The sequence below is a fragment of the Mesorhizobium sp. P2_E9 genome (assembly GCF_056403815.1).
The window spans coordinates 1-24168 of sequence record NZ_JBFUET010000033.1 but is presented as its reverse complement, the minus strand read 5'-3'; the positions used below and the strand labels follow the sequence as shown (position 1 = coordinate 24168).

Annotated in this window: 21 protein-coding genes and 1 tRNA gene; 3 read left to right on the top strand and 19 right to left on the bottom strand. The window is 61.9% G+C overall.

The window, feature by feature from the left end:
- The 4 genes from tuf to rpsL all read right to left on the bottom strand — a co-directional run.
- Positions 1-1020 (bottom strand): elongation factor Tu (gene tuf / locus AC1D05_RS35000; RefSeq protein ID WP_477438097.1); only part of this gene is annotated, 1020 nt, incomplete at its 3' end.
- Positions 1021-1085: 65 nt separating this feature from the next.
- Positions 1086-3176, bottom strand: a complete 2091-nt coding sequence (fusA, locus tag AC1D05_RS34995; RefSeq protein WP_477447456.1) for an elongation factor G — start codon at positions 3174-3176, stop codon at positions 1086-1088.
- A gap of 29 nt (positions 3177-3205) precedes the next feature.
- Complete coding sequence (gene rpsG / locus AC1D05_RS34990; protein WP_008875664.1) at positions 3206-3676, bottom strand: 30S ribosomal protein S7; 471 nt, start codon at positions 3674-3676, stop codon at positions 3206-3208.
- Between the two features lie 57 nt (positions 3677-3733).
- A complete protein-coding gene (gene rpsL, locus AC1D05_RS34985) occupies positions 3734-4105 on the bottom strand; it encodes a 30S ribosomal protein S12 (RefSeq protein WP_006333356.1) in 372 nt (123 codons plus the stop codon).
- Between the two features lie 483 nt (positions 4106-4588).
- On the opposite strand from rpsL, the gene AC1D05_RS34980 reads away from it, so the two are divergent.
- From AC1D05_RS34980 to AC1D05_RS34970, 3 genes are all read left to right on the top strand, one after another.
- Positions 4589-4870: a hypothetical protein gene (locus tag AC1D05_RS34980; RefSeq protein ID WP_027044972.1), complete on the top strand. Its 282-nt coding sequence runs from the start codon at positions 4589-4591 to the stop codon at positions 4868-4870.
- A gap of 16 nt (positions 4871-4886) precedes the next feature.
- A complete protein-coding gene (locus tag AC1D05_RS34975; protein WP_477447454.1) occupies positions 4887-5993 on the top strand; it encodes a PLP-dependent cysteine synthase family protein in 1107 nt (368 codons plus the stop codon).
- 105 nt (positions 5994-6098) lie between these two features.
- A complete protein-coding gene (locus AC1D05_RS34970; protein WP_477447460.1) occupies positions 6099-7022 on the top strand; it encodes a Gfo/Idh/MocA family protein in 924 nt (307 codons plus the stop codon).
- A gap of 11 nt (positions 7023-7033) precedes the next feature.
- Here AC1D05_RS34970 and AC1D05_RS34965 read toward each other — a convergent pair whose 3' ends face one another.
- The 15 genes from AC1D05_RS34965 to AC1D05_RS34895 all read right to left on the bottom strand — a co-directional run.
- Positions 7034-7405, bottom strand: coding sequence for a hypothetical protein (locus AC1D05_RS34965; protein WP_477447453.1), 372 nt, complete (start codon positions 7403-7405; stop codon positions 7034-7036).
- Between the two features lie 33 nt (positions 7406-7438).
- On the bottom strand, positions 7439-8104 hold the full coding sequence (locus tag AC1D05_RS34960) for an O-methyltransferase (protein ID WP_477447451.1): 666 nt from the start codon (positions 8102-8104) through the stop codon (positions 7439-7441).
- Positions 8105-8277: 173 nt separating this feature from the next.
- The gene (gene rpoC, locus AC1D05_RS34955; protein WP_477447449.1) at positions 8278-12474 is read right to left on the bottom strand and encodes a DNA-directed RNA polymerase subunit beta'; all 4197 of its coding nucleotides are present in this window, start codon (positions 12472-12474) and stop codon (positions 8278-8280) included.
- A 128-nt stretch (positions 12475-12602) separates the two neighbouring features.
- Positions 12603-16739, bottom strand: coding sequence for a DNA-directed RNA polymerase subunit beta (rpoB, locus tag AC1D05_RS34950; RefSeq protein ID WP_477447447.1), 4137 nt, complete (start codon positions 16737-16739; stop codon positions 12603-12605).
- 263 nt (positions 16740-17002) lie between these two features.
- The gene (gene rplL, locus AC1D05_RS34945; RefSeq protein ID WP_008875658.1) at positions 17003-17380 is read right to left on the bottom strand and encodes a 50S ribosomal protein L7/L12; all 378 of its coding nucleotides are present in this window, start codon (positions 17378-17380) and stop codon (positions 17003-17005) included.
- Positions 17381-17434: 54 nt separating this feature from the next.
- Positions 17435-17953 (bottom strand): 50S ribosomal protein L10, encoded by a 519-nt coding sequence (gene rplJ, locus AC1D05_RS34940; RefSeq protein WP_027044966.1) that lies wholly within the window; start codon positions 17951-17953, stop codon positions 17435-17437.
- A 395-nt stretch (positions 17954-18348) separates the two neighbouring features.
- Positions 18349-19047, bottom strand: coding sequence for a 50S ribosomal protein L1 (gene rplA, locus AC1D05_RS34935; RefSeq protein WP_477447445.1), 699 nt, complete (start codon positions 19045-19047; stop codon positions 18349-18351).
- Positions 19048-19051: 4 nt separating this feature from the next.
- Positions 19052-19480, bottom strand: coding sequence for a 50S ribosomal protein L11 (rplK, locus tag AC1D05_RS34930; RefSeq protein ID WP_013531410.1), 429 nt, complete (start codon positions 19478-19480; stop codon positions 19052-19054).
- 187 nt (positions 19481-19667) lie between these two features.
- The gene (gene nusG / locus AC1D05_RS34925) at positions 19668-20195 is read right to left on the bottom strand and encodes a transcription termination/antitermination protein NusG (RefSeq protein ID WP_010909261.1); all 528 of its coding nucleotides are present in this window, start codon (positions 20193-20195) and stop codon (positions 19668-19670) included.
- Positions 20196-20224: 29 nt separating this feature from the next.
- Positions 20225-20428: a preprotein translocase subunit SecE gene (gene secE, locus AC1D05_RS34920; protein WP_027044964.1), complete on the bottom strand. Its 204-nt coding sequence runs from the start codon at positions 20426-20428 to the stop codon at positions 20225-20227.
- A 361-nt stretch (positions 20429-20789) separates the two neighbouring features.
- Positions 20790-20865: transfer RNA gene (locus tag AC1D05_RS34915), tRNA-Trp, on the bottom strand.
- Positions 20866-20947: 82 nt separating this feature from the next.
- Positions 20948-21499 (bottom strand): putative glycolipid-binding domain-containing protein, encoded by a 552-nt coding sequence (locus AC1D05_RS34910; protein WP_477447443.1) that lies wholly within the window; start codon positions 21497-21499, stop codon positions 20948-20950.
- Positions 21500-21527: 28 nt separating this feature from the next.
- Complete coding sequence (locus tag AC1D05_RS34905) at positions 21528-22010, bottom strand: group II truncated hemoglobin (protein ID WP_477447441.1); 483 nt, start codon at positions 22008-22010, stop codon at positions 21528-21530.
- A 90-nt stretch (positions 22011-22100) separates the two neighbouring features.
- The gene (locus AC1D05_RS34900; protein ID WP_477447458.1) at positions 22101-23696 is read right to left on the bottom strand and encodes a COG3904 family protein; all 1596 of its coding nucleotides are present in this window, start codon (positions 23694-23696) and stop codon (positions 22101-22103) included.
- 216 nt (positions 23697-23912) lie between these two features.
- On the bottom strand, positions 23913-24168 hold a 256-nt coding region (locus AC1D05_RS34895; protein WP_477246636.1), incomplete at its 5' end, for an EF-Tu C-terminal domain-related protein.

The following is a 24168-nucleotide window of genomic DNA, read 5'->3' as shown; positions in this document are numbered from 1 at the left end:
CGACACGATGCCGGTCACGTCCGTCGTGCGGAAGTAGAACTGCGGACGGTAGTTGGTGAAGAACGGCGTGTGACGGCCACCTTCGTCCTTGGTCAGGATGTAGGCTTCGGCCACGAACTTCTTGTGCGGCTTCACCGTGCCCGGCTTGGCCAGAACCTGGCCGCGCTCGACACCTTCACGATCAACGCCACGCAGCAGCGCGCCGATGTTGTCGCCAGCCTGGCCCTGATCGAGCAGCTTGCGGAACATTTCAACGCCCGTGCAGGTCGTCTTGGTCGTCGGACGGATGCCGATGATCTCGAGTTCCTCGCCAACCTTGACAATGCCGCGCTCGACGCGGCCGGTGACAACCGTGCCACGGCCCGAGATCGAGAACACGTCTTCGATCGGCATCAGGAACGGCTTGTCGAGCGGACGAACCGGGGTCGGGATGTAGGCGTCGACCGCTGCCATCAGCTCACGGATCGCGTCTTCGCCGATCGTCTTGTTGGAATCTTCAAGAGCAGCCAAAGCCGAACCCTTGACGATCGGAATGTCGTCGCCGGGGAACTCGTTCTTCGACAGCAGCTCACGAACCTCGAGCTCGACCAGTTCGAGCAGCTCGGCGTCGTCGACCTGGTCGACCTTGTTGAGGAACACCACGATCGACGGCACGCCGACCTGACGGGCGAGCAGGATGTGCTCGCGGGTCTGCGGCATCGGGCCGTCGGCGGCCGACACGACCAGGATCGCGCCGTCCATCTGCGCGGCGCCGGTGATCATGTTCTTCACATAGTCGGCGTGGCCGGGGCAGTCGACGTGAGCATAGTGGCGGTTGGCCGTCTCGTATTCGACGTGAGCCGTCGAGATGGTGATGCCGCGTGCCTTCTCTTCCGGCGCCGCATCGATCTGGTCGTAGCGCTTGTATTCGCCAAAATACTTCGTGATCGCCGCCGTCAGCGACGTCTTGCCATGGTCAACGTGACCAATCGTGCCGATGTTCACATGAGGCTTGTTACGCTCGAATTTACCTTTTGCCATGTGATGTCTCCAATCTGCTCGCCCATACGGGCCTTGAATTAAGTTACCGATGCAACCCGTTCGGGTTACGCGTATTTCTTCTGAACTTCCTGGGCGACCGCGGTCGGCACAGGCTCGTAGTGATCGAACTGCATCGTGTAGGCCGCGCGGCCCTGGCTCATCGAGCGCAGGTTGTCGACGTACTTGAACATGTTGGCGAGCGGCACCATCGCGTTGATGACGACAGCCACGCCACGCGCTTCCTGGCCCTGGATCTGGCCACGACGGCCGTTCAGGTCACCAATGACGCTACCGACGTAATCTTCCGGCGTCACGACTTCGACCTTCATGATCGGCTCGAGCAGCTGCACGCCAAGCTTGGGTGCGGCTTCGCGGAAGCAGGCGCGGCCGGCGATTTCGAAGGCCAGAACGCTGGAGTCCACATCGTGATAGGCGCCATCGATCAGGGTCGCCTTGACGCCGATCATCGGGAAGCCCGCGAAAGGACCCGAGGTCATGACGCTGTTGATACCCTTTTCGACACCCGGGATGTATTCCTTCGGCACGGCGCCGCCGACGATCTTGGTCTCGAACTGGAACTCGCTGCTTTCCGGGTTCGGCTCGAAGACGATCTTGACGCGAGCGAACTGACCGGTACCGCCGGTCTGCTTCTTGTGGGTGTAGTCCTGCTCGTGCTTGCGGGTGATCGTCTCGCGATAAGCCACCTGCGGAGCACCGACATTGGCCTCGACCTTGAACTCGCGACGCATGCGGTCGACGATGATGTCGAGGTGGAGCTCGCCCATGCCGGAAATGATGGTCTGACCGGATTCCTCATCGGTCTTGACGCGGAAGGACGGATCCTCGGCAGCCAGGCGGTGAAGGGCGAGGCCCATCTTTTCCTGGTCGTTCTTGGTCTTCGGCTCGATGGCGATCTGGATGACCGGATCCGGGAATTCCATGCGCTCCAGGATGACCGGGTGCAGCGGATCGCTGAGCGTATCGCCCGTGGTCGTGTCCTTGAGGCCGGCCAGAGCGACGATGTCGCCGGCAAAAGCCTCTTCGACGTCGGCGCGCGAGTTCGCATGCATCTGCAGCATGCGGCCGATGCGCTCTTTCTTGCCCTTGACGGTGTTGTCGACCGAGATGCCCTTGGTCAGCTTGCCCGAATAGATGCGGGCAAAGGTGAGCGAACCGACGAACGGGTCGTTCATGATCTTGAAGGCGAGCATCGACAGCGGCTCGTTGTCGTCGGCATGACGCTCGATGTCGGCGTCGGTCTTGGCATCGACACCCTTGATGGCAGGAACATCGGCCGGCGAAGGCAGATATTCGACGACGGCGTCGAGCAGCGGCTGCACGCCCTTGTTCTTGAAGGCCGAACCGCAGAACATCGGATAGAACTTGACCGCGATGGTGCCCTTACGGATCAGCGCGCGGATCTCATCATTCGACGGCATCTTGCCTTCGAGGTAATTCTCAAGCGCCGTCTCGTCCATTTCGACGGCGGCTTCGATCATCTTCTCGCGATATTCTTCCGCACGAGCCTGAAGGTCGGCCGGGATCTCGACGACATCCCAGGCAGCGCCCAGCGTCTCGTCGCGCCAGACCAGCGCGTTCATCTCGACGAGGTCGACAACGCCCTTGAACTCGGTCTCGGCGCCGATCGGCAGCTGCATGACGACGGCATGCGCACCGAGCCGCGAACCGATCATCTCGACCGAGCGGTAGAAGTCGGCGCCGATCTTGTCCATCTTGTTGCAGAAGATCATGCGCGGAACGCGATACTTGTCGGCCTGGCGCCAGACGGTTTCCGTCTGCGGCTCGACACCGGCATTGGCATCGAGCAGCGCGATGGCGCCGTCGAGAACGCGCAGCGAACGCTCGACTTCGATGGTGAAGTCGACGTGTCCGGGGGTGTCGATGATGTTGAAGCGGTACATCTTGCCGCTACGACCCTTCCAGAAGGTCGTGGTCGCGGCGGACGTAATGGTGATGCCGCGCTCCTGCTCCTGCTCCATCCAATCCATGGTGGCAGCGCCGTCGTGCACTTCGCCGATCTTGTGCGACTTGCCCGTGTAATAGAGGACGCGCTCGGTGGTCGTCGTCTTGCCGGCGTCAATATGCGCCATGATACCGAAATTGCGGTAGTCTTCGATTTTGTATTCGCGGGCCATCGTAGCTGCCTCTCAGTCTCGTTCGCGCTTTACCAGCGGTAGTGCGCGAAAGCGCGGTTGGCTTCAGCCATCTTGTGGGTGTCTTCACGCTTCTTGACGGCGGTGCCGCGGTTGTTGGCCGCGTCCATCAGCTCGCCGGAGAGGCGGTCGACCATCGTCGTCTCGTTGCGGTTGCGGGCGGCAGCGATCAGCCAGCGAATGGCCAGCGCCTGACGGCGCTCGGGGCGCACGTCGACCGGAACCTGGTAGGTGGCGCCGCCGACGCGGCGCGACCGGACTTCCACATGCGGCGCGACATTGTCGAGCGCCTGATGGAAGACGGTGACCGGCTCCTGCTTGGTCTTCGACTGAACCTGGTCGAGCGCACCGTAGACGATGGTCTCGGCGACCGACTTCTTGCCGTCATACATGACGGCGTTCATGAACTTGGTAACGATCAGATCGCCGAACTTCGGATCCGGATTGATCTCACGCTTTTCTGCACTGTGACGACGGGACATGGTTCTTGTCTCTCAATCTCGTAGCCTTGCGCCGGAAAGCGACAAGGCCGGAAAATCTTACTTCGGACGCTTGGCGCCGTACTTCGAACGGCGCTGCTTGCGGTTCTTCACGCCCTGCGTGTCGAGCACGCCGCGGATGATGTGGTAGCGAACGCCCGGAAGATCCTTGACGCGGCCGCCGCGGATCATGACCACGGAGTGCTCCTGAAGGTTGTGACCTTCGCCGGGGATGTAACCGATCACTTCAAAACCATTGGTCAGGCGGATCTTGGCCACCTTGCGCAGCGCCGAGTTCGGCTTCTTCGGCGTCGTCGTATAGACGCGTGTGCAGACACCCCGCTTCTGCGGGTTCTGCTGCATGGCCGGGACCTTGTTGCGCTTCACCGGCGCAATGCGCGGCTTGCGGATCAGCTGGTTGACGGTAGGCATTAAACCCTCTTGTCTCTCAATTCCGTGTCTCGCCCGGTCAGGGCCGCTCAAAGCGTCATTTCCATACGCAAATTCGGGCCATAAACCGCGCCTCGCGGTCTTGCCCGAACAAATGGCAGAGGAAGCGGAAGCCGCTTCGTGCACGCCGGAAATGTCTTTTCGCTCGTAAAACGAACCCTGTTTGAGGCAAACTCCAAAGCGTGTCGCTTCGGAAGGGAGAGCCTCACATCGGTTCTGACTGGGCGGCTTCTACTCGTAAGCCCGCGAACCGTCAACCCCGGAGTGGCAAATATTGCATCGAAGCCGGGGCTTGGCAGCTATGCGAAAACCGCATGTAATTTTCTCTCGCCGTTTTGCAAGCGCGAGGAAGAAAGTGACCGGCTTTTGGCTGTTGCAAAGCCATGCTTCATGCGAAAAGTCGGCATGAGCAGCCCAAATCCCCTCGCCCACCCAGTCTCTTTGGCAAAAAACAGGAATCAGCCCGTGAACGACAATGAGGAGCGCCCGGTCACCATCATCACCGGCCGGGTATGGAAGAGGAAGGGCGGCAAGGTGGAGGGCGTGCATGTCATGCTGGTCGCGCCCGACGACGATTCGGCAGTGCGACGCGCGCTCGAATCGCTTGCGGCGGAGGGTTACGCCGAGGCCGAGCTCGACCAGATCGGCGACATGGACGGTATACCCGACGAGGAGCCGCATCTTTCCGCTTTCCAGGGCGCGCTCGAAGGCGAAGTGTCGATCGTGACCTTCGACGTGCCGATCTGAACCCAGGGCATAGATAATGGCTGGACCGAAAGAACCTGCATCCCGGGCCTGGGCCGACCGGGCGGTCGCCGCGATCGAGGCCGATCAGCACCGTTCAGCCGACACCCACCTCTGGAAACTCGACGTGCCGGCGCTGGTCGGCATCGACTTCTATCTCAAGGATGAGTCCACCCATCCGACCGCGAGCCTGAAGCACCGGCTAGCACGTTCACTGTTTCTCTATGGGCTGTGCAACGGCCTCATCCGCGAAGGCTCGCCGGTGATCGAGGCGTCATCGGGTTCGACGGCGGTGTCGGAAGCCTATTTCGCCCGCATGATCGGCGTGCCGTTCTATGCGGTGATGCCGCGTTCGACATCGCGCGAAAAGATCGCCGCGATCGAGCACTATGGCGGCAACTGTCATTTCATCGATGACGGCAGGCGCATCTATGCCGAGTCGGCCGAACTCACGGAGCGGCTCGGCGGTCACTTTGTGGATCAGTTTACCCACGCCGAACGGGCCACCGACTGGCGCGGCAACAACAACATCGCCGATTCCATCTTCGGACAGATGCGCGAGGAGCGGCACCCGATCCCAAGCTGGATCGTGATGAGTGCCGGCACCGGCGGCACCACGGCCACGATCGGGCGCTACCTGCGCTACAAGCGGCATGCGACCCGGCTGTCGGTCGTGGACGTCGAGCGCTCGGCTTTCTTTGATGGCTTTGCCACGCATGATCGCGATTGCCGCTGCGAGCAGCCGTCGCGGATCGAGGGCATCGGTCGGCCGCGCATGGAGCCATCCTTCGTGCCCGGCGTGATCGACCACATGCTGAGGGTACCGGATGCGTTGTCGCTGGCGGCGATGCGGGTGTTATCGCGCCGACTCGGCCGCCGTGTCGGCGGCTCGACCGGCACCAACTTCATCGCCATGTGCTTTCAGGCCGCGCGCATGATCGAGCATGGCAAGACCGGTTCGCTGGTGACGCTGATCTGTGATTCCGGCGACCGCTATGCCAACACCTATTATTCCGACGAATGGCTGGCCGCCAACGGCCTCGATCCCTCGCCCTTCGAGCCGGCGATCGAAGCCTTTCTGGCGGGCGGAAAACTGGCGCTGCAGTTCGAGGAAAGCTGGGGCTGAGCTTTCTACTCCCACTTGGCGGCTTCGGCTTGCCCAGGGCAAGTGTTCTGCTAGAAAGCTCACCATCACCAAACAGACGGAGCGACCGTGTCCGAGCCCATCAAGATAGGCCCCATCAAGATTGGCATCGTCGGCGTCGGCAAGATCGTCCGCGACCAGCACCTGCCGGCCCTGGCGAAAGACCAGAGGTATCGCCTCATCGCCGCCGCCAGCCGGCACGGCAAGGTCGACAATATTCCGAACTTCCCGACCATCGAAGCAATGCTCGACGCAGTGCCCGAACTCTCGGCCGTGTCACTCTGCATGCCGCCCCAGTTCCGTTACGATGCGGCGCGCACGGCGCTGATCGCGAAAAAGCACGTCTTCCTGGAGAAGCCGCCCGGCGCCACAGTCAGCGAGGTCGAGGACCTGAAGAGACTGGCAACAGTCAATGGCGTCTCGCTGTTCGCCAGCTGGCATTCGCGCTACGCGCCGGCGGTGGAAGCCGCGCGCGCCTTCCTGGCTTCGGCCAAGGTCAAGTCGGCGGCCATCAACTGGAAGGAAGATGTGCGCCGCTGGCACCCCAACCAGGACTGGATCTGGGCGCCCGGCGGCTTTGGCGTCTTCGATCCCGGCATCAACGCGCTGTCGATCGCAACTCACATCCTGCCTGCGATGTTCATCACCTCGGCCGTGCTCGACTTTCCGGAAAACCGCGCCGCCCCGGTCGCGGCGCAAGTCACCTTCCGCACCTCGAACGGATTGCCGGTGACAATGGACCTCGACTGGCTGCAAACCGGCCCGCAAAGCTGGGACATCCTGGCCGACACCGACCAGGGCAAGATGGTGCTTTCCGGCGGCGGCACCAAGCTCGCCGTCGACGGCAAGGTGGTTCATGACGAGCCGGAAGCCGAATATCCCCAGCTCTACCGCCGCTTCGCCGAGATCGTGCACGCCGGCGTGTCCGACGTCGATCTGGCGCCGCTACAGCATGTCGCCGATGCCTTCATGCTCGGCAAGCGCAACGTGGTCGAGGCATTCTTCGATTAACCGAGGCGTTGCTATCGTGAACCTTGGCCGGGATATGTTCCTGGCTTAGGTCCGGAGACGTTTGGTGCGGTGCGACGTCCGAATTCCAGCTCGTTCAGCACATCTTGGACGGCGATCTCAAGATCGGATTGACCCCAGCCAAGCTGCGTGATCTCGCCATACCTAACGAAATTTGAGCGGTCGAAACCGTGCTCAAGGTCGTTGTATGAGATCACAGTTCGACCGATCAGCGCTACAACCCAGATGTGAAGATCCTCGCCAGCCGAGTTCCGGTGATTCCATTGTTCCGGATCGATGCTGATTGTGTCCCAGAGCCTTCGCTGCGCAAAGCTCATGCGCTCCCGGCGCACGTTGATCAGGTCCCAGAGAGCTGTCTCCTTCATCTGTCCATACCCTTCCAGATCCGGTCTGCGTTTTCACTCGACGATCGCTATCGCAAAGCCGTCATAGCCCTTGGCGCCGACTGTCTGGATAGCGGTGCCATCCAGGCGCTTGTCGCCGCCGATGAACGAGAACGCCGCCCGGGCGCCCACGACATTGGCGTCATGGCCGCCCCCATCGAGCACTGCGCCGTCGCGGATGACGTTGTCGCAGATGATCACAGTCCCCTGCCTCGAAAGCCGCATGGCCCAGGACAGATAATTCGGGTTGTTCGGCTTGTCGGCGTCGATGAAGATGAGATCGAACGGCCCGGCATTCTCAGTGCCTAGCGCGGCAAGCGACTGGAGGGCCGGCCCGATTCGCAGGTCAACCCGTTCCGACACACCTGCCCGTTCGAAATTCGACCGCGCGACGCTGGCGTGGTGCGGGTCGAGTTCAAGCGTCACGATCTTGCCGTTCGCAGGCAAAGCGCGCGCCATCCAGATGGTCGAATAGCCGCCCAGCGTGCCGATTTCGAGGATCTTCTTCGCTCCCTGAATGCGCGCCAGAAGTGAAAGCAGCTTGCCTTGCGCTGGCGAGACGTCGATCGGTGGCAAACCTTGATCACGGTTGGCCGCCAGAACAGCATCGAGGGCGGGATCCGCCTCGAACAGGGCATCAACGATGTAGTCGTCGACAGCAGCCCAGGTCTTCTTGCTCATCGTTTTCTTCTCCGATCGAGAGCCAACGCGAAAAACAGACCGCTTAAGGTTTTACGGAAAGGAACCGCGGCCCCTCTTGCTGCCATGAATACCAACGTCGCCATGCCCGGTAAACAAAAAGGCCGCCGGGTTGCCCCGACGGCCTTGTTGCCTGAGATTTCTTGCCGCCGCGCTTACTGCGCGGCGGTTGTCATATCGGCCAGCATCGGCTCGGCGATTTCCACACCGGAGGCCTTGCGGCGCTCGTCGATGATCAGTTCGTCGCGCGAGGTGGCGATGCGCCGGATCTGGCTCATCGTGCCGCCGGTACCGGCCGGGATCAGCCGGCCGACGATGACGTTTTCCTTCAAGCCCTGCAGCATGTCGGTCTTGCCCGCAACCGCGGCTTCCGTCAGCACTCGGGTCGTCTCCTGGAAGGAGGCGGCCGAGATGAAGGACGGCGTCTGCAGCGAAGCCTTGGTGATGCCGAGCAGAACCGGCAGGCCTTCGGCCGGCTTCTTGCCGTCCTCGACCAGGCGCTCGTTGACCTCTTCCAGCTCGATCACGTCGACGTGGTCGCCCGGAATGTAGGTCGAGTCGCCCTGCACGGTGATCTCGACCTTCTGCAGCATCTGGCGAACGATCACCTCGATGTGCTTGTCGTTGATCGACACGCCCTGCAGTCGGTAGACTTCCTGGATCTCGTTGACGAGGTAGGAAGCAAGTGCTTCCACGCCCTTGATCGCCAGGATGTCGTGCGGCGCCGGATTGCCGTCGAGGATGTAGTCGCCCTTCTCGATGACGTCGCCGTCCTGGAGATGGAACGGCTTGCCCTTCGGGATCAGATACTCGACCGGTTCAAGCGTCGAGTCATGCGGCTCGATGATGATGCGGCGCTTGTTCTTGTAGTCGCGGCCGAAGCGGATCGTGCCATCGATCTCGGCGATGATGGCGTGATCCTTCGGACGACGTGCCTCGAACAGTTCGGCAACACGCGGCAGACCGCCGGTGATGTCCTTGGTCTTGGCGCTTTCCATCGGGATACGCGCCAGCACGTCGCCGGGACGAACCTGCGCACCCGGCTCGACCGAGAGAATGGCCTCGACCGAGAGCAGGAAGCGGGCGTCGCCACCCTTCGACAGCTTGCCGACCTTGCCCTTGGCGTCCTGAATGGCAATCGCCGGCTTCAGGTCGTTGCCGCGCGGCGTCGAGCGCCAGTCGATGACCTCACGCTTGGTGATGCCGGTCGACTCGTCGGCCGTTTCCTGAACGGAAATGCCGTCGACCAGATCCTCATACGACACCTTGCCCTCGATTTCGGTGAGGACCGGGCGGGTATAGGGATCCCACTCGGCGATACGCTGGCCGCGCTTCACCTTGTCGCCATCGTCCACGAAGATACGCGAACCATAGGTGACACGGTGCGTGGCGCGTTCCTTGCCGGCTTCGTCGAGGATCAGCACCGCCATGTTGCGGCCCATGACCATCTGCTGGCCGTCGGAGTTGCGCACCACGTTGCGGTTGCGGATCTCGACCTTGCCCTCATAGGAGGCTTCAAGGAACGAAGAGTCCACCACCTGCGCGGTACCGCCCATGTGGAAGGTACGCATCGTGAGCTGGGTACCCGGCTCGCCGATCGACTGCGCCGCGATGACGCCGACGGCTTCACCCTGGTTGACCGGGGTGCCGCGCGCCAGATCGCGACCGTAGCAGACCGCGCAGACGCCGATCCTGACCTCGCAGGTCAGTGCCGAGCGAATACGGACCGACTGGACGCCGGCCTTTTCGATCTGTTCCACGTCACGCTCGTCCATCAGCGTTCCGGCCTTGACCAGCAGGTCGCCGGTCACCGGATGGTTGATGTCGTCGAGCGAGGTGCGGCCCAGCACGCGCTGGCCGACCGAAGCGACGACCTGACCGGCATCGACGATCGGCTGCATGGTGAGGCCCTTGTCGGTGCCGCAATCCACGGAGTTGACGATGCAGTCCTGCGCCACGTCGACCAGACGACGGGTGAGGTAACCCGAGTTCGCCGTCTTCAAGGCGGTGTCGGCCAGACCCTTGCGGGCGCCGTGGGTCGAGTTGAAGTACTCGAGCACGGTCAGGCCTTCCTTGAAGTTCGAGATGATCGGCGTCTCGATGATTTCGCCCGAGGGCTTGGCCATCAGGCCGCGCATGCCGGCGAGCTGACGCATCTGGGTGGGCGAGCCACGCGCACCGGAGTGCGACATCATGTAGATCGAGTTCATCGGCTTCTGACGGCCATTGTCCTCGAACTCGACCGCTTTGATGCGGGCCATCATCTCGTCGGCGACCTTTTCCGAGCACTTGGCCCAGGCGTCGACGACCTTGTTGTACTTCTCGCCCTGCGTGATCAGACCGTCATTGTACTGCTGCTCGTATTCCTTGGCCAAGGCCTCGGTGTCGGAGACCAGCTTGATCTTGCTATCCGGGATCAGCATGTCGTCCTTGCCGAACGAAATGCCGGCGCGGCAGGCATGAGCGAAGCCGAGTGCCATGATGCGGTCGCAGAAAATGACCGTCTCCTTCTGACCGCAGTGGCGGTAGACGGTGTCGATCATCTTGGAGATGTTCTTCTTGGTCATCTCCTGGTTGGCGGTCTCATAGGGCACATTGACGTTCTTCGGCAGAAGCTCGCCGATGATCATGCGGCCAGGCGTGGTGTCATGGATCTTCGACACGACCTTGCCTTCAGCGTCGACCGTGCGGAAGCGACCCTTGATCTTAGCGTGCAGCGTCACTGCCTTGGTCTCGAGCGCATGCTGGAGTTCGCCCATGTCGGCAAACACCATGCCCTCGCCCGGCTCGTTCTGGTTGACGATCGAGAGATAGTAGAGACCCAGAACCATGTCCTGCGACGGCACGATGATCGGCGCGCCGGAAGCCGGGTGCAGGATGTTGTTGGTCGACATCATCAGCACGCGGGCTTCAAGCTGCGCTTCCAAGGACAGCGGCACGTGAACGGCCATCTGATCGCCGTCGAAGTCGGCGTTGAAGGCCGTGCAGACCAGCGGATGCAGCTGGATCGCCTTGCCTTCGATCAGGATCGGCTCGAACGCCTGGATGCCGAGGCGGTGCAGCGTCGGCGCGCGGTTCAGGAGAACCGGGTGCTCGCGGATGACCTCGTCAAGGATATCCCAGACTTCCGGACGCTCCTTCTCAACCAGCTTCTTCGCCTGCTTGACGGTCGAGGAGTAACCCTTGGCGTCGAGACGGGCGTAGATGAAGGGCTTGAACAGTTCGAGCGCCATCTTCTTCGGCAGGCCGCACTGATGCAGCTTGAGCTCCGGACCGGTGACGATGACCGAGCGGCCGGAATAGTCGACGCGCTTGCCGAGCAGGTTCTGGCGGAATCGGCCCTGCTTGCCCTTGAGCATATCGGACAGCGACTTCAGCGGACGCTTGTTGGCGCCGGTGATGACGCGGCCGCGACGGCCGTTGTCGAACAGTGCGTCGACGGCTTCCTGCAGCATGCGCTTTTCATTGCGCACGATGATGCCGGGGGCGCGCAGTTCGATCAGCCGCTTCAGACGGTTGTTGCGGTTGATGACGCGGCGATAGAGATCGTTCAGATCCGACGTTGCAAAACGTCCACCATCCAGAGGAACCAGCGGGCGCAGGTCCGGCGGGATCACCGGAACCACCTTCATGATCATCCATTCCGGACGGTTGCCGGATTCCATGAAGTTCTCGACGACCTTGAGCCGCTTCAGATACTTCTTCTGCTTCAGCTCGGACGTGGTCGAAGCCAGTTCCGAACGCAGGTCGCCGGCGATCTTCTCCAGGTCCATGCCGGCCAGAAGGTCATGAATGGCCTCGGCGCCGATCATGGCGGTGAACGAGTCCTCGCCATATTCGTCGACGGCGATCATGTACTCTTCCTCGCTGAGCAGCTGGTGCTCCTTCAGCGCGGTGAGGCCAGGCTCGGTGACGATGTAGTTCTCGAAGTAGAGGACGCGCTCGATGTCCTTCAAGGTCATGTCGAGCAGCGTGCCGATGCGCGACGGCAGCGACTTCAGGAACCAGATGTGAGCGACGGGAGCGGCGAGCTCGATATGGCCCATGCGCTCGCGGCGGACGCGCGACAGCGTGACTTCGACGCCGCACTTCTCGCAGATGACGCCCTTGTACTTCATGCGCTTGTACTTGCCGCACAGGCACTCATAGTCCTTGATCGGGCCAAAAATGCGCGCGCAGAACAGACCGTCACGCTCCGGCTTGAAGGTGCGGTAGTTGATGGTCTCCGGCTTCTTGATCTCGCCGAACGACCAGGACAGAATCTTCTCAGGGCTGGCCAGTGAGATCCGGATGGAATCGAACACCTGCGCCGGCGCCTGCGGATTGAAGAGATTCATGACCTCTTGGTTCATGCCGTTCTCCTTTTCGGGGTCCTCGAAAACCCCTTGCATCTAACGCGGACCAAACGCCCGCCGTCTTTGTCGGCCACTGGCCGTCGAATTGGTTTGGCGCGCCGCAACTTGTGCGGCGCGCCGTAGCCTTACTCGGCTGCGTCGGGCAACCGGATCGGGTTGTCGTCGAGCTTGGTGTTCTCCAGCTCGACATTGAGGCCAAGGGACCGCATTTCCTTGACGAGCACGTTGAAGCTTTCCGGAATGCCGGCCTCGAAGGTGTCGTCGCCGCGGACGATCGCCTCGTAGACCTTGGTGCGGCCGGCGACGTCGTCCGACTTCACCGTCAGCATTTCCTGCAACGTGTAGGCGGCGCCATAGGCTTCCAGCGCCCAGACCTCCATCTCGCCGAAGCGCTGGCCACCGAACTGCGCCTTGCCGCCCAGCGGCTGCTGGGTGACGAGTGAGTACGGACCGATCGAACGCGCGTGGATCTTGTCGTCCACCAGGTGGTGAAGCTTGAGCATGTAGATATAGCCCATCGTCACCTTGCGATCGAACGGCTCGCCGGTGCGTCCGTCATAGAGCTGCGACTGACCGCTGGTGTGCAGGCCCGCCTGCTCCAGCATGATGTTGATGTCAACCTCATGCGCGCCGTCGAACACCGGGGTCGCGATCGAGACGCCGCGGCGCATCTGCTCGCTGAGGCGAACAATGCTCTCGTCGTCATAGTCGCGGACCGGCTCGTTGCGGTCGTTGGCCGGGATGAAGCTCTCGAGCGTCTTGCGCAGCGGCTTGATGTCGCCGGCCACCTTGTACGCGTCGATCAGCTCGCCGATCTTCTTGCCCATGCCCGCGCATGCCCAGCCCAGATGCGTTTCCAGGATCTGGCCGACATTCATGCGGCTCGGCACACCCAGCGGGTTGAGCACGATATCGGCGTGCGTGCCGTCCTCGAGGAAAGGCATGTCCTCGACCGGAACGATACGCGACACGACACCCTTGTTGCCGTGACGGCCGGCCATCTTGTCGCCCGGCTGCATCTTGCGCTTCACCGCCACGAAGACCTTGACCATCTTCATGACGCCCGGAGGCATCTCGTCGCCGCGCTGGACCTTCTCGACCTTGTCCATGAAGCGCTGTTCGAGCGCCTTCTTGGAGTCGTCGTACTGGCCACGCAGGGCTTCCAGTTCGCTCTGGAGCTTTTCGTTCTCCACGGCAAACTGCCACCACTGCGAACGCGGATACTCGTCGAGAGTATCCTTGGACAGCGTCGAGCCCTTCTTGAAGCCCTTCGGTCCAGCGATTGCTTCCTTGCCGACGAGCACGTCGGAAAGACGCGCGTAGACGTTGCGGTCCAGAATGGCCTGCTCGTCGTCGCGGTCCTTGGCGAGGCGTTCGATCTCCTCGCGCTCGATCGCCATGGCGCGCTCGTCCTTCTCCACACCGTGGCGATTGAACACGCGCACCTCGACGACGGTGCCGAAGGTGCCCGGAGGCATGCGCATCGAAGTGTCGCGCACGTCCGAAGCCTTTTCGCCGAAGATGGCGCGCAGAAGCTTTTCTTCCGGCGTCATCGGGCTTTCGCCCTTCGGCGTGATCTTGCCGACCAGGATGTCGCCCGGCTGAACTTCCGCACCGATATAGACGATGCCAGCTTCGTCGAGGTTCTTCAGCGCTTCTTCCGAAACGTTCGGAATATCGCGCGTGATTTCCTCCGGACCGAGCTTGGTATCGCGCGCCATGACCTCGAACTCCTCGATGTGGATCGAGGTGAAGACGTCGTCGGCGACGATACGCTCGGAGAGCAGGATCGAGTCCTCGTAGTTGTAGCCATTCCACGGCATGAACGCGACCAGCACGTTGCGGCCGAGCGCCAGATCACCGAGCTCGGTCGACGGACCGTCGGCAATGATGTCGCCCTTGTTGACCCGGTCACCCATACGCACCAGCGGACGCTGGTTGATGCAGGTGTTCTGGTTCGAACGCTGGAACTTCATCAGCCGGTAGATGTCGACGCCGGACTTGCCCGGATCGAGATCTTCCGTCGCGCGGATAACGATACGCGTCGCGTCCACCTGGTCGACGATGCCGCCACGGCGGGCGCCGATGGCCGCACCGGAGTCACGGGCAACGATCGGCTCCATGCCGGTGCCGACAAACGGCGCCTCGGCGCGCACCAGCGGCACGGCCTGACGCTGCATGTTCGAACCCATCAGAGCGCGGTTGGCGTCGTCGTTCTCCAGGAACGGGATCAGGGCCGCGGCCACCGACACCATCTGCTTCGGCGAAACGTCCATCAGATCGACGTTTTCGCGCGGCGCCATCATCACTTCGCCGGCACTGCGGCAAATGACGAACTCGTCCACGAAGCCGCCATTCTTGTCGAGCTCGGCGTTGGCCTGCGCGACATGGTGCTTGGCTTCTTCCATCGCCGAGAGATAGACGACGTCATTGGTCAGCTTGCCGTCGACGATCTTGCGGTACGGGCTCTCGATGAAGCCGTACTTGTTGACGCGTGCGAAGGTGGCCAGCGAGTTGATCAGGCCGATATTCGGGCCTTCCGGCGTCTCGATCGGGCAGATACGGCCGTAATGCGTCGGGTGCACGTCGCGCACTTCGAAGCCGGCGCGCTCGCGGGTCAGACCGCCCGGTCCAAGCGCCGACAGGCGACGCTTGTGGGTGATCTCCGACAGCGGGTTGGTCTGGTCCATGAACTGCGACAGCTGCGAGGAACCGAAGAACTCGCGCACGGCGGCAGCCGCCGGCTTGGCGTTGATCAGGTCCTGCGGCATCACCGTGTCGATCTCGATCGAGGACATACGCTCCTTGATCGCGCGCTCCATGCGCAGCAGGCCGACGCGGTACTGGTTCTCCATCAACTCGCCGACAGAACGCACGCGGCGGTTGCCGAGATTGTCGATGTCGTCGATCTCGCCCTTGCCGTCGCGCAGTTCGACCAGCGTCCTGACCACAGCCAGGATGTCATCCTTGCGCAGCACGCGCACGGTGTCTTCGGCCTTGAGTTCGAGGCGCATGTTCATCTTGACGCGGCCGACGGCCGACAGATCGTAGCGCTCGCTGTCGAAGAACAGCGAGTTGAACATGGCTTCGGCGGTCTCGAGCGTCGGCGGCTCGCCGGGGCGCATGACACGATAGATGTCGAACAGCGCGTCCTGGCGGCTCTCGTTCTTGTCGACGTTGAGCGTGTTTCTGATGTAGGCGCCGACATTGACGTGGTCGATGTCGAGAACCTTGATCTCGTTCTCGCCCGTGCCAAGCAGCACCTTCAGCGTCTTTTCGTCGATCTCGTCGCCGGCTTCGAGGAATATCTCGCCGGTGGCGTAGTTGACGATGTCCTCGGCCAGGTAGTTGCCGAGCAAATCCTCGTCGGTCGCCTTGATCGCCTTGAGACCCTTTTCGCCAAGCGCCCTGGCCTGACGGGCGGTGATCTTCTTGCCGGCTTCGACAACAATCTCGCCCGTATCGGCGTCGACCAGGTCGCCGACAGCCTTGAGGCCGCGGAAACGCTCGACGTTGAACGGGATGCGCCAGTGGTCGCCGGCACGCTTGTAGGTGATCTTGTTGTAGAAGGTCGACAGGATCTCTTCGCCGTCCATGCCGAGCGCCATCAGCAGCGACGTCACCGGAATCTTGCGGCGGCGGTCGATGCGGGCGTGCACGACGTCCTTGGAATCGAACTCGATGTCGAGCCACGAGCCGCGATAGGGAATGACGCGCGCGGCAAACAAAAGCTTGCCAGACGAGTGCGACTTGCCCTTGTCATGGTCGAAGAAGACGCCCGGCGAACGGTGCATCTGCGAGACGATGACGCGCTCGGTGCCGTTGACGATAAAAGTACCGTTCAAGGTCATGAGCGGCATGTCGCCCATGTAGACGTCCTGCTCCTTGATGTCCTTGATCGACTTGGCGCCGGTATCCTCGTCGATATCGAACACGATGAGGCGCAGCGTCACCTTCAGCGGCGCAGCATAGGTCAGGTCGCGCTGACGGCATTCGTCAACGTCGAATTTCGGTCCTTCGAACTCGTACTTCACGAACTCCAGCATCGAGGAGCCGGAAAAATCGGAGATCGGGAAGACCGACTTGAAAACAGCCTGCAGTCCCTCGTCCGGACGTCCGCCCTTGGGCTCGTCCACCATCAGGAACTGGTCATAGGATGCCTTCTGAACCTCGATCAGGTTCGGCATCTCCGCAACTTCCGGAATCTTTCCGAAGAACTTGCGTACGCGTCTGCGGCCATTGAAAGTCTGGGTCTGGGCCATCGTCGCTCCTTAGCTCTAAACTCGGGACGGGCCTCGCCGCGGCCCGCCTTGCATACCGAGCCGCCTGGGCGGCGGCTCTCTGTCTGTTCTCCGTCCGCCCCAACCAATGGCTTGGCGGCGGCCGGCTAAAACGGGAGAAAACCCGTTTCCTGAAGGCCGGCTGCGGCCCTCAGGAAAGAGGTTCTCGTACATCTCGCGCTACGCGTCCTCCCTTGGCGCCAAGGGAGTGGCGGACGGCGCGAGGCCGCCCGCCGCTTTTACGCTTACTTCAGGTCGACCTTGGCGCCGGCTGCTTCCAGCTGGGCCTTGAACTTGTCAGCGTCGGCCTTGGAAACGCCTTCCTTGACCGGCTTCGGAGCCGCTTCGACCAGGTCCTTGGCTTCCTTGAGGCCAAGACCGGTGATAGCGCGGACTTCCTTGATGACGTTGATCTTCTGAGCGCCAGCTTCGGTGAGGACGACGTCGAATTCCGTCTTTTCCTCGGCCGGAGCAGCGGCAGCAGCAGCGCCGCCAGCAGCGGCAACCGCCACCGGAGCAGCAGCCGAAACGCCCCACTTTTCTTCCAGAAGCTTCGACAGCTCGGCCGCCTCCAGGACGGTCAGCTTCGAAAGGTCGTCTACGATCTTTGCGAGATCAGCCATTGTTGTATTCCTTCATAAGGTTCGAACGTGTGTTTGTGATAGCGAGGAACGGCCTCATGCCGCCTCGTCCTTCCGGGCGTAAGCGCCGATGACGCGCGCGACCGAGGCCGCTGGCGCATTGACGATCTGGGCGATCCGGGTTGCCGGCGTGGCGATCATGCCAACCAGCCTGGCGCGCAGCTCATCGAGCGACGGAAGTGTGGCGAGTGCCTTCACACCGTCGGCATTGAGCGAGGTGGTGCCCATTGCGCCGCCGAGAATGATCAACTTGTCATTCCCCTTGGCGAAATCGGACGCGACCTTCGGCGCCGCAATCGGATCCTCCGAATAAGCAATCAGCGTCTGTCCCTTGAACAGGTCGATGATCGATGCGGAGTCCGTGCCCTGAAGAGCGATTTTGGCGAGACGGTTCTTCGCGACTTTAACGGTGCCACCGGCAGCGCGCATTTTCGACCGAAGGTCGTTCATTTGCGCGACGGTGATACCGGCATAGTGGGCCACTACGACTGAACCTGCGCCCGAAAACGCATCATTCAGGCCCGTGACGAGTTCGCGTTTTTCCGCTCTGTCCACTGCCTATCTCCAGTTGACCCCTATCCTGTTCAACGGGAACATTCCCATTGACGAGGACAGGCGTCGGGTTGCCTTTTGCCGGCCGGGCCATCCAGTAACGGATCTCCCGAACGACGCTCGAGGATCCTGCCCCCTTTCGCCACACCGCCGGCCAAGCCGACGATGCGCAGACAAAAGGCAAACACGGTTCGAACCTTTCATTGGAGCACTTGCTCCTTTGTCGGGTCTTCACCCGTCTCATGCAGGCCCACATGAATTAAGGCTTTTGGGCCGCCTGCAATCTCGGACAGGATGTCCGGAAGCCTTTCGACTTCCGGCACCGGGCCCAGGATAAATCCGGGGCCCGGAATTCAGTCACGGATCAGCTTTCCAGCGGCCGATCCAAATGGTCTTAATCAGGACGCCGCGAGCGTCGAGACGTCGAGCTTGAGGCCCGGGCCCATCGTCGAGGTGACCGACACCTTCTTGACGTAGTTGCCCTTGGCGCCAGCCGGCTTTGCCTTGGTCACCGCGTCAGTGAAGGCACGGATGTTCTCTTCCAGCGCCTTGACGTCGAACGAGACCTTGCCGACGCCGGCATGAACGATGCCGGCCTTCTCGACGCGGAACTCGACCGCGCCACCCTTCGATGCCTTGACGGCGGCGGCGACGTCGGTGGTGACGGTACCGACCTTCGGGTTCGGCATCATGCCGCGCGGGCCGAGCACCTTACCGAGACGGCCGACCAGCGGCATCATGTCCGGCGTGGCGATGCAGCGATCGAAATCGATCGTGCCCTTCTGGACGATGTCGACCAGATCCTCGGCACCGACGATGTCGGCGCCGGCGGCCTTGGCTTCCTCAGCCTTGTCGCCGCGGGCGAACACGGCGACGCGAACCGAGCGGCCGGTGCCGTTCGGCAAATTGACCACGCCGCGGACCATCTGGTCGGCGTGGCGCGGGTCGACGCCGAGGTTCATGGCGACTTCGACGGTCTCGTCGAACTTGACCGAGGAACGGTCCTTGAGCAGCCTCAGCGCATCACCCAGGGCATAAGCCTTGTTGGGATCGATGCCTTCGCGGGTCTTCGATACACGCTTTGCAATCTTTGCCATGATCTTAGCCCACCACTTCCAGACCCATCGAGCGGGCGGAGCCCTCGACCATGCGCATGGCCGCCTCGACGTCGTTTGCGTTCAGATCCTTCATCTTGGCAGTCGCGATTTCACGAACCTTGTCGCGCGAAACGGTGCCAGCCTTGACCTTGCCCGGCTCCTTCGAACCTGACGTGAGGTTCGCCGCCTTCTTCAGGAAATAGCTCACTGGTGCCGTCTTCATGACGAAGGTGAACGACTTGTCCTGGTAGTAGGTGATGACGACCGGAACCGGCGATCCCTTTTCCATTTCCTGGGTCTGCGCGTTGAACGCCTTGCAGAATTCCATGATGTTGATGCCACGCTGACCAAGCGCCGGGCCGATCGGCGGAGACGGCGTAGCCGATCCCGCTTTAACCTGGAGCTTGAGCTGGCCTGCAATTTTCTTAGCCATCTCTTTTCCTGCCTTTGTCTATGCCGGCCCCACCATCTGGGAAACACCGGCGGTTGCAGTCTGGTGGTGCGGTTCACGTGACCGGCTAAAGCCGCGTTCGCCTCCCACCGTTCTCAGGCCGCGCGTTTCCGCGCCGCCTCCCTGATCGCCGAACCGGCATCGCCGGCCCAACATCGGGGATTTCGGATCAGCCCTTTTCGACCTGTCCGAATTCCAGATCGACAGGCACGGCGCGCCCGAAGATCGAAACTTCCACCTTGAGCCGCGCCCGCTCCTCGTCCACTTCCTGGACGAAACCGTTGAAGGACGCGAAAGGACCGTCCGAAACGCGGATCGCTTCGCCGATCTCGAAAGTGACCGAGGGCTTCGGTCGCTCGACGCCTTCCTGCACCTGGTTCAGGATGCGCTGTGCTTCCGCCTCGGTGATCGGCACCGGCTTGGAGTCACCCAGGAAGCCGGTGACCTTCGGCGTATTCTTCACCAGCGAGAACACGGCATCGGTCAAATTGGCCTTCAAGAGCACGTAGCCCGGAAAGAACTTGCGCTCGGCATCGACCTTGCGGCCACGGCGAACCTCGACGACCTTCTCGGTCGGCACCACGATCTGCTCGATATCGGCGGACAGGCCCTTCTGCTTGGCCTTGTTCTCGATGTCCTCGGCGACCTTCTTTTCAAAGTTCGAATAAGCGTGGACGATGTACCAGCGCGCAGCCATTTTTTTAGACTTCTCCGTAGTCGCCGGACTTAGCGTCCAATGCCCAGAATCTGTTCGATCGCGAAGCCCATCAACTGATCGGCGCTAAAGAAAAAAATCATCGCAATCACAGCGAAGGCCAGAACCATCACCGTCGAGATCATCGTTTCGCGCCGCGACGGCCAAGTCACCTTGGCGGTCTCCGAGCGAACCTGCTGGAGAAAGACGAAAGGATTTGTGGTTTTCGAAGCCATATGCCGCTCTGTCTTCAAGACCCGTTGGCCGGGTCTCCTGGATGATCCCGCTGGCCGGGACGTGCCGCCTGAGCCCAGTATCGCGCCGAATCAGCGCAATCATTTCGCCCATGCAAATCAGACGCGTAAAGCCGGTTTCCCAGCTCCACGCGTCGCGTGTCTGTTCTGTCTACATAAAACCGATTCTTGATCCACGCAAGTGGCAAGTGTCCGCTTTATGACCAAACACCGCCTCGGAACCATCCAGTCGTTCCGTCCCGGCTATGGCGCCCTTATGCCCCAATCGGCCCAATATGGCAAGCGTGTCGCCGATTTTCAAAGGCGGCCCACAAAAAATCGTTTCCAATGGCCATTGTTGAAATGGCACGGGCAGCAGGGCTCGAACCTACGACCTGCGGTTTTGGAGACCGCCGCTCTACCAACTGAGCTATGCCCGTATCGTGTGCGCCTCGGCGCAGCAGGGGCTTCCTAAAAGCTTCCGCGCTCTCTGTAAAGAGCGGTTTGCACGCAAACGCGCCTTCATCCCCTTTGCCAGAAATCAGGATAGTCAACGACCAGCCCATCGCGGTCGATCTCGAGTTCGCGCTTGAAGTCACTGGCGCGCGGTTCATAGAGATATCGCCTACCCTCTTGGAGACATGTGTAGCGCTGCGGGTTGCTGACGACGGTGAGCGCCGGAAAGTCGATGAAGGCGGTGGTGATCTCGGCACTCTGCCCGGTGGAAAGCCGCAAGCGCCGGATCGGCAGCGTGTTGGTGAACGGGGTGACGGTGAGATCTGGGTCGAGCACGCCGCCAAGCTCCGGCATCGGCAGACCGTCCCGGGTCCAGCGGCCATCGCCGTCGGAGGCAAGAACCAGCGTCCGGCCAGAGCCGATCATGTCGACCGTGACGCTCCTCGTGCGCCATCTGGCGTCGCATTCTATGCGATAGCGGACGGCAAAAGGGGTTTGGCCGGAGCACATGACGACGGAGTCGGCCAGGACCGCCCCTGCCCGCTCGCGCAGTTCAAGATGCTCGATACCGGGGCCGTCCCACTCGCGCCAGCGCACGATCTTCATATCTTCCGACATCAGTCCTGCACTCCGGGGCGGCTGGAAGCTATTTTGTTTCCGGCGGCTCGTACGGCCCGCCAGGCACACCCCAGCCCCAGGCCGGCATCGGCTCGGTTTCCGGATCGCAGGTCTCGCCGAGATTGGAGTTCATCTTGGCCAGCCGTGATCCCCATTCGACATAGCCCATGAAGGCCGAGCGGAATTCGGGATCGTCGGGCAGACCAACCTCATCGGCGGCGTCGGCGAGCAGGTTGATCCAGCGGCGGCGCTGTTCTTCGGTCAAATGCTTGCCCAGATGATGCATGACCATCTCGCGGTGGCCGCCGAATTTTTCGCTGTAGGTCTTTGGTCCACCGAAGACCTCGCCGATGAAGGCGGCGACATGGGCGGGATGGTCCGGCGACATGGTCTTGAACACCGGCCCGACGACCGGATCCTTTGCCACCTTGTCATAGAAGGTCTGTGTCAGCCGGTTCAGGGCGTCGCTGCCGCCGGCCCATTCGTAGAGTGTCGGAACATCCTTGCGCATGGCGGTCACCTGTGCTCGATCGCAGCAGACGGTAGCGGAAAGACCCGACCGGCCTCAACCTGCCTCGATGGCCAGTTCACAGACGCAGCGCTAAAGTTTGGCCGGCATCTCGGCTTCGGCGTTGGCTGACGGCTCGATCCGGCAATTGTCCGGCCTCGGAATCGATCTGCATATGGTGGCACCCGTCAGTTCGTCGGCGGACTGCGGCCCGGTCGCCAGACCAAATTTCAGTATCGCCTGCTGATAGAGCTGCCGTTTGGCTGAGGAGAGCTGTATGGCGGCGAACAGGCCGGGTCCGATCGCCATCTCGTCCAGATACGCCTTGACCTTGTCCCCAGGCCCAACAGAGCTCACGCTGAGGCGCACGGCCGGGCCGATGACGCGCCTGACGCCACCGGCAACCATGATCGGACAGGCCGAAGCACATTCGCCCTCCGATTCGATGGAGAGCCCGGTGTGGACGCCGTCCTTGGCCAGGCAATCCGCCGAGGCATCGCAATCCACGAAATCCGTGTGGGCGACGACGACATCGAGCTTGCGTTCGCGGATCAGCCTGCCGGCGGCAAGCGCGCCCTCGACATCGCCACCCTGCGAGTTGATGACGATCGGCAATCGCCGGCCGGCGACGGCATCGAGCGCTTGGCGAAGCTTATCCGGCGTCTGAGCGGTGATCGAGCCCTCCGCCGAGATCCATTCCGGGCAGTCGGGATTGCAGAGCGGGTTGCTGCCGCGGACAAGCACGAAGCGCATGTCCGCCTCCTTCGGGGCCTCCGCCGGCGCAGCGGGAGCCGGCTTTGCCTGGGCGGTCGGGAGATTGGCCGGCGTCGCGTCTTTGCCCGCCGGTATCTCCCTGCAGTTCCCCGGCACCGGATTTGCCTTGCAAATGGTTCCGCCGGTGAAAAGCTCGACCGTGTCGAGCGAGGTGACGAGGTTCATGCGGAGCATATTGTCGAGAACCAGCTGATGGATTTCGCTGGCCGGCGTGTTCTTCATCGTGGTGAACACGCCTTCGCCTATCCCCATCTCCTGCAAATAGGCCGAAAGCCGCTTCTCGACCGCTCTGCTCATTTCGTAGGTCTTGTAGCTGCCCGCGTTCTTGCGGCTGACAACCTTGGTGCTGATGATCTTCTTCCTGCCGTTCACGATCCGGTAGGTGGTCCGGTAAAGCAGCTTCTCGCGCTTATAGGTGGTGGTGACCTGGTGGACGCCGAGATAGGCGAAGTCCCCGACGACGCGGCGGACCCCGCCGGAAAACATCAGCGGGCAGGCGGAATTGCACATGGCGCCGCTGTCATAGGCCACGCCGAAGTAATCGGCGCCCTTGCCCTGGTTGTCCCTGCAATTCTTCATCTCCGGCTCGCAGCCGGAAAACACCGTCGTGCCGACGGCGATGTCGAGCTTGCTCTTGCGGATCATCTGGCCAAGCGTCACCGCCGCATCGACATTGCCGCCGGGGGAATTGACGACCACAGGCAATTGCCGACCTTTGAGCGCCTTGAGCGTGCGCTTGAGCAGCGCTGGCGTGTCCGCCTCGATGGTGCCTTCCGCCGATATCCATTCCGGACAATTGGGCTCGCAGCCCGGCGCATTGCTGCGCACGACGGCAAACCGCATTGGGGGGATATCCAGCGACTGCTCCTGGGCCTGCGCCGCAGGAACGGCTAGCACTATGGCGACCAAAAGCATGATGCGGAACAGTGCCCGCAACCACCATGCCTCAAAACAGCGCCCCGGTGCCACTCTTTCGCCACGCTCCCTCAGTGCAACCTATACTAGTTGGCACGATGGCGCTTGCAACAGCTTTGAGGGCGGGCGTAGTTCTGAGGTCCGGCAGTGGCGGCAAAACGAAAAGGGCGGCCCGAAGACCGCCCTTTTCTTACCCAACCGGCAGAGCCGGATCGATCATTCCTTGATGGTGACGACGATGCCGGCACCGACGGTGCGGCCGCCTTCACGGATGGCGAAGCGCAGCTTCTCTTCCATGGCGATCGGCACGATCAGCTCGACATCGACCGTGATGTTGTCGCCAGGCATGACCATCTCGGTGCCTTCCGGCAGCGACACGATGCCGGTCACGTCCGTCGTGCGGAAGTAGAACTGCGGACGGTAGTTGGTGAAGAACGGCGTGTGACGGCCACCTTCGTCCTTGGTCAGGATG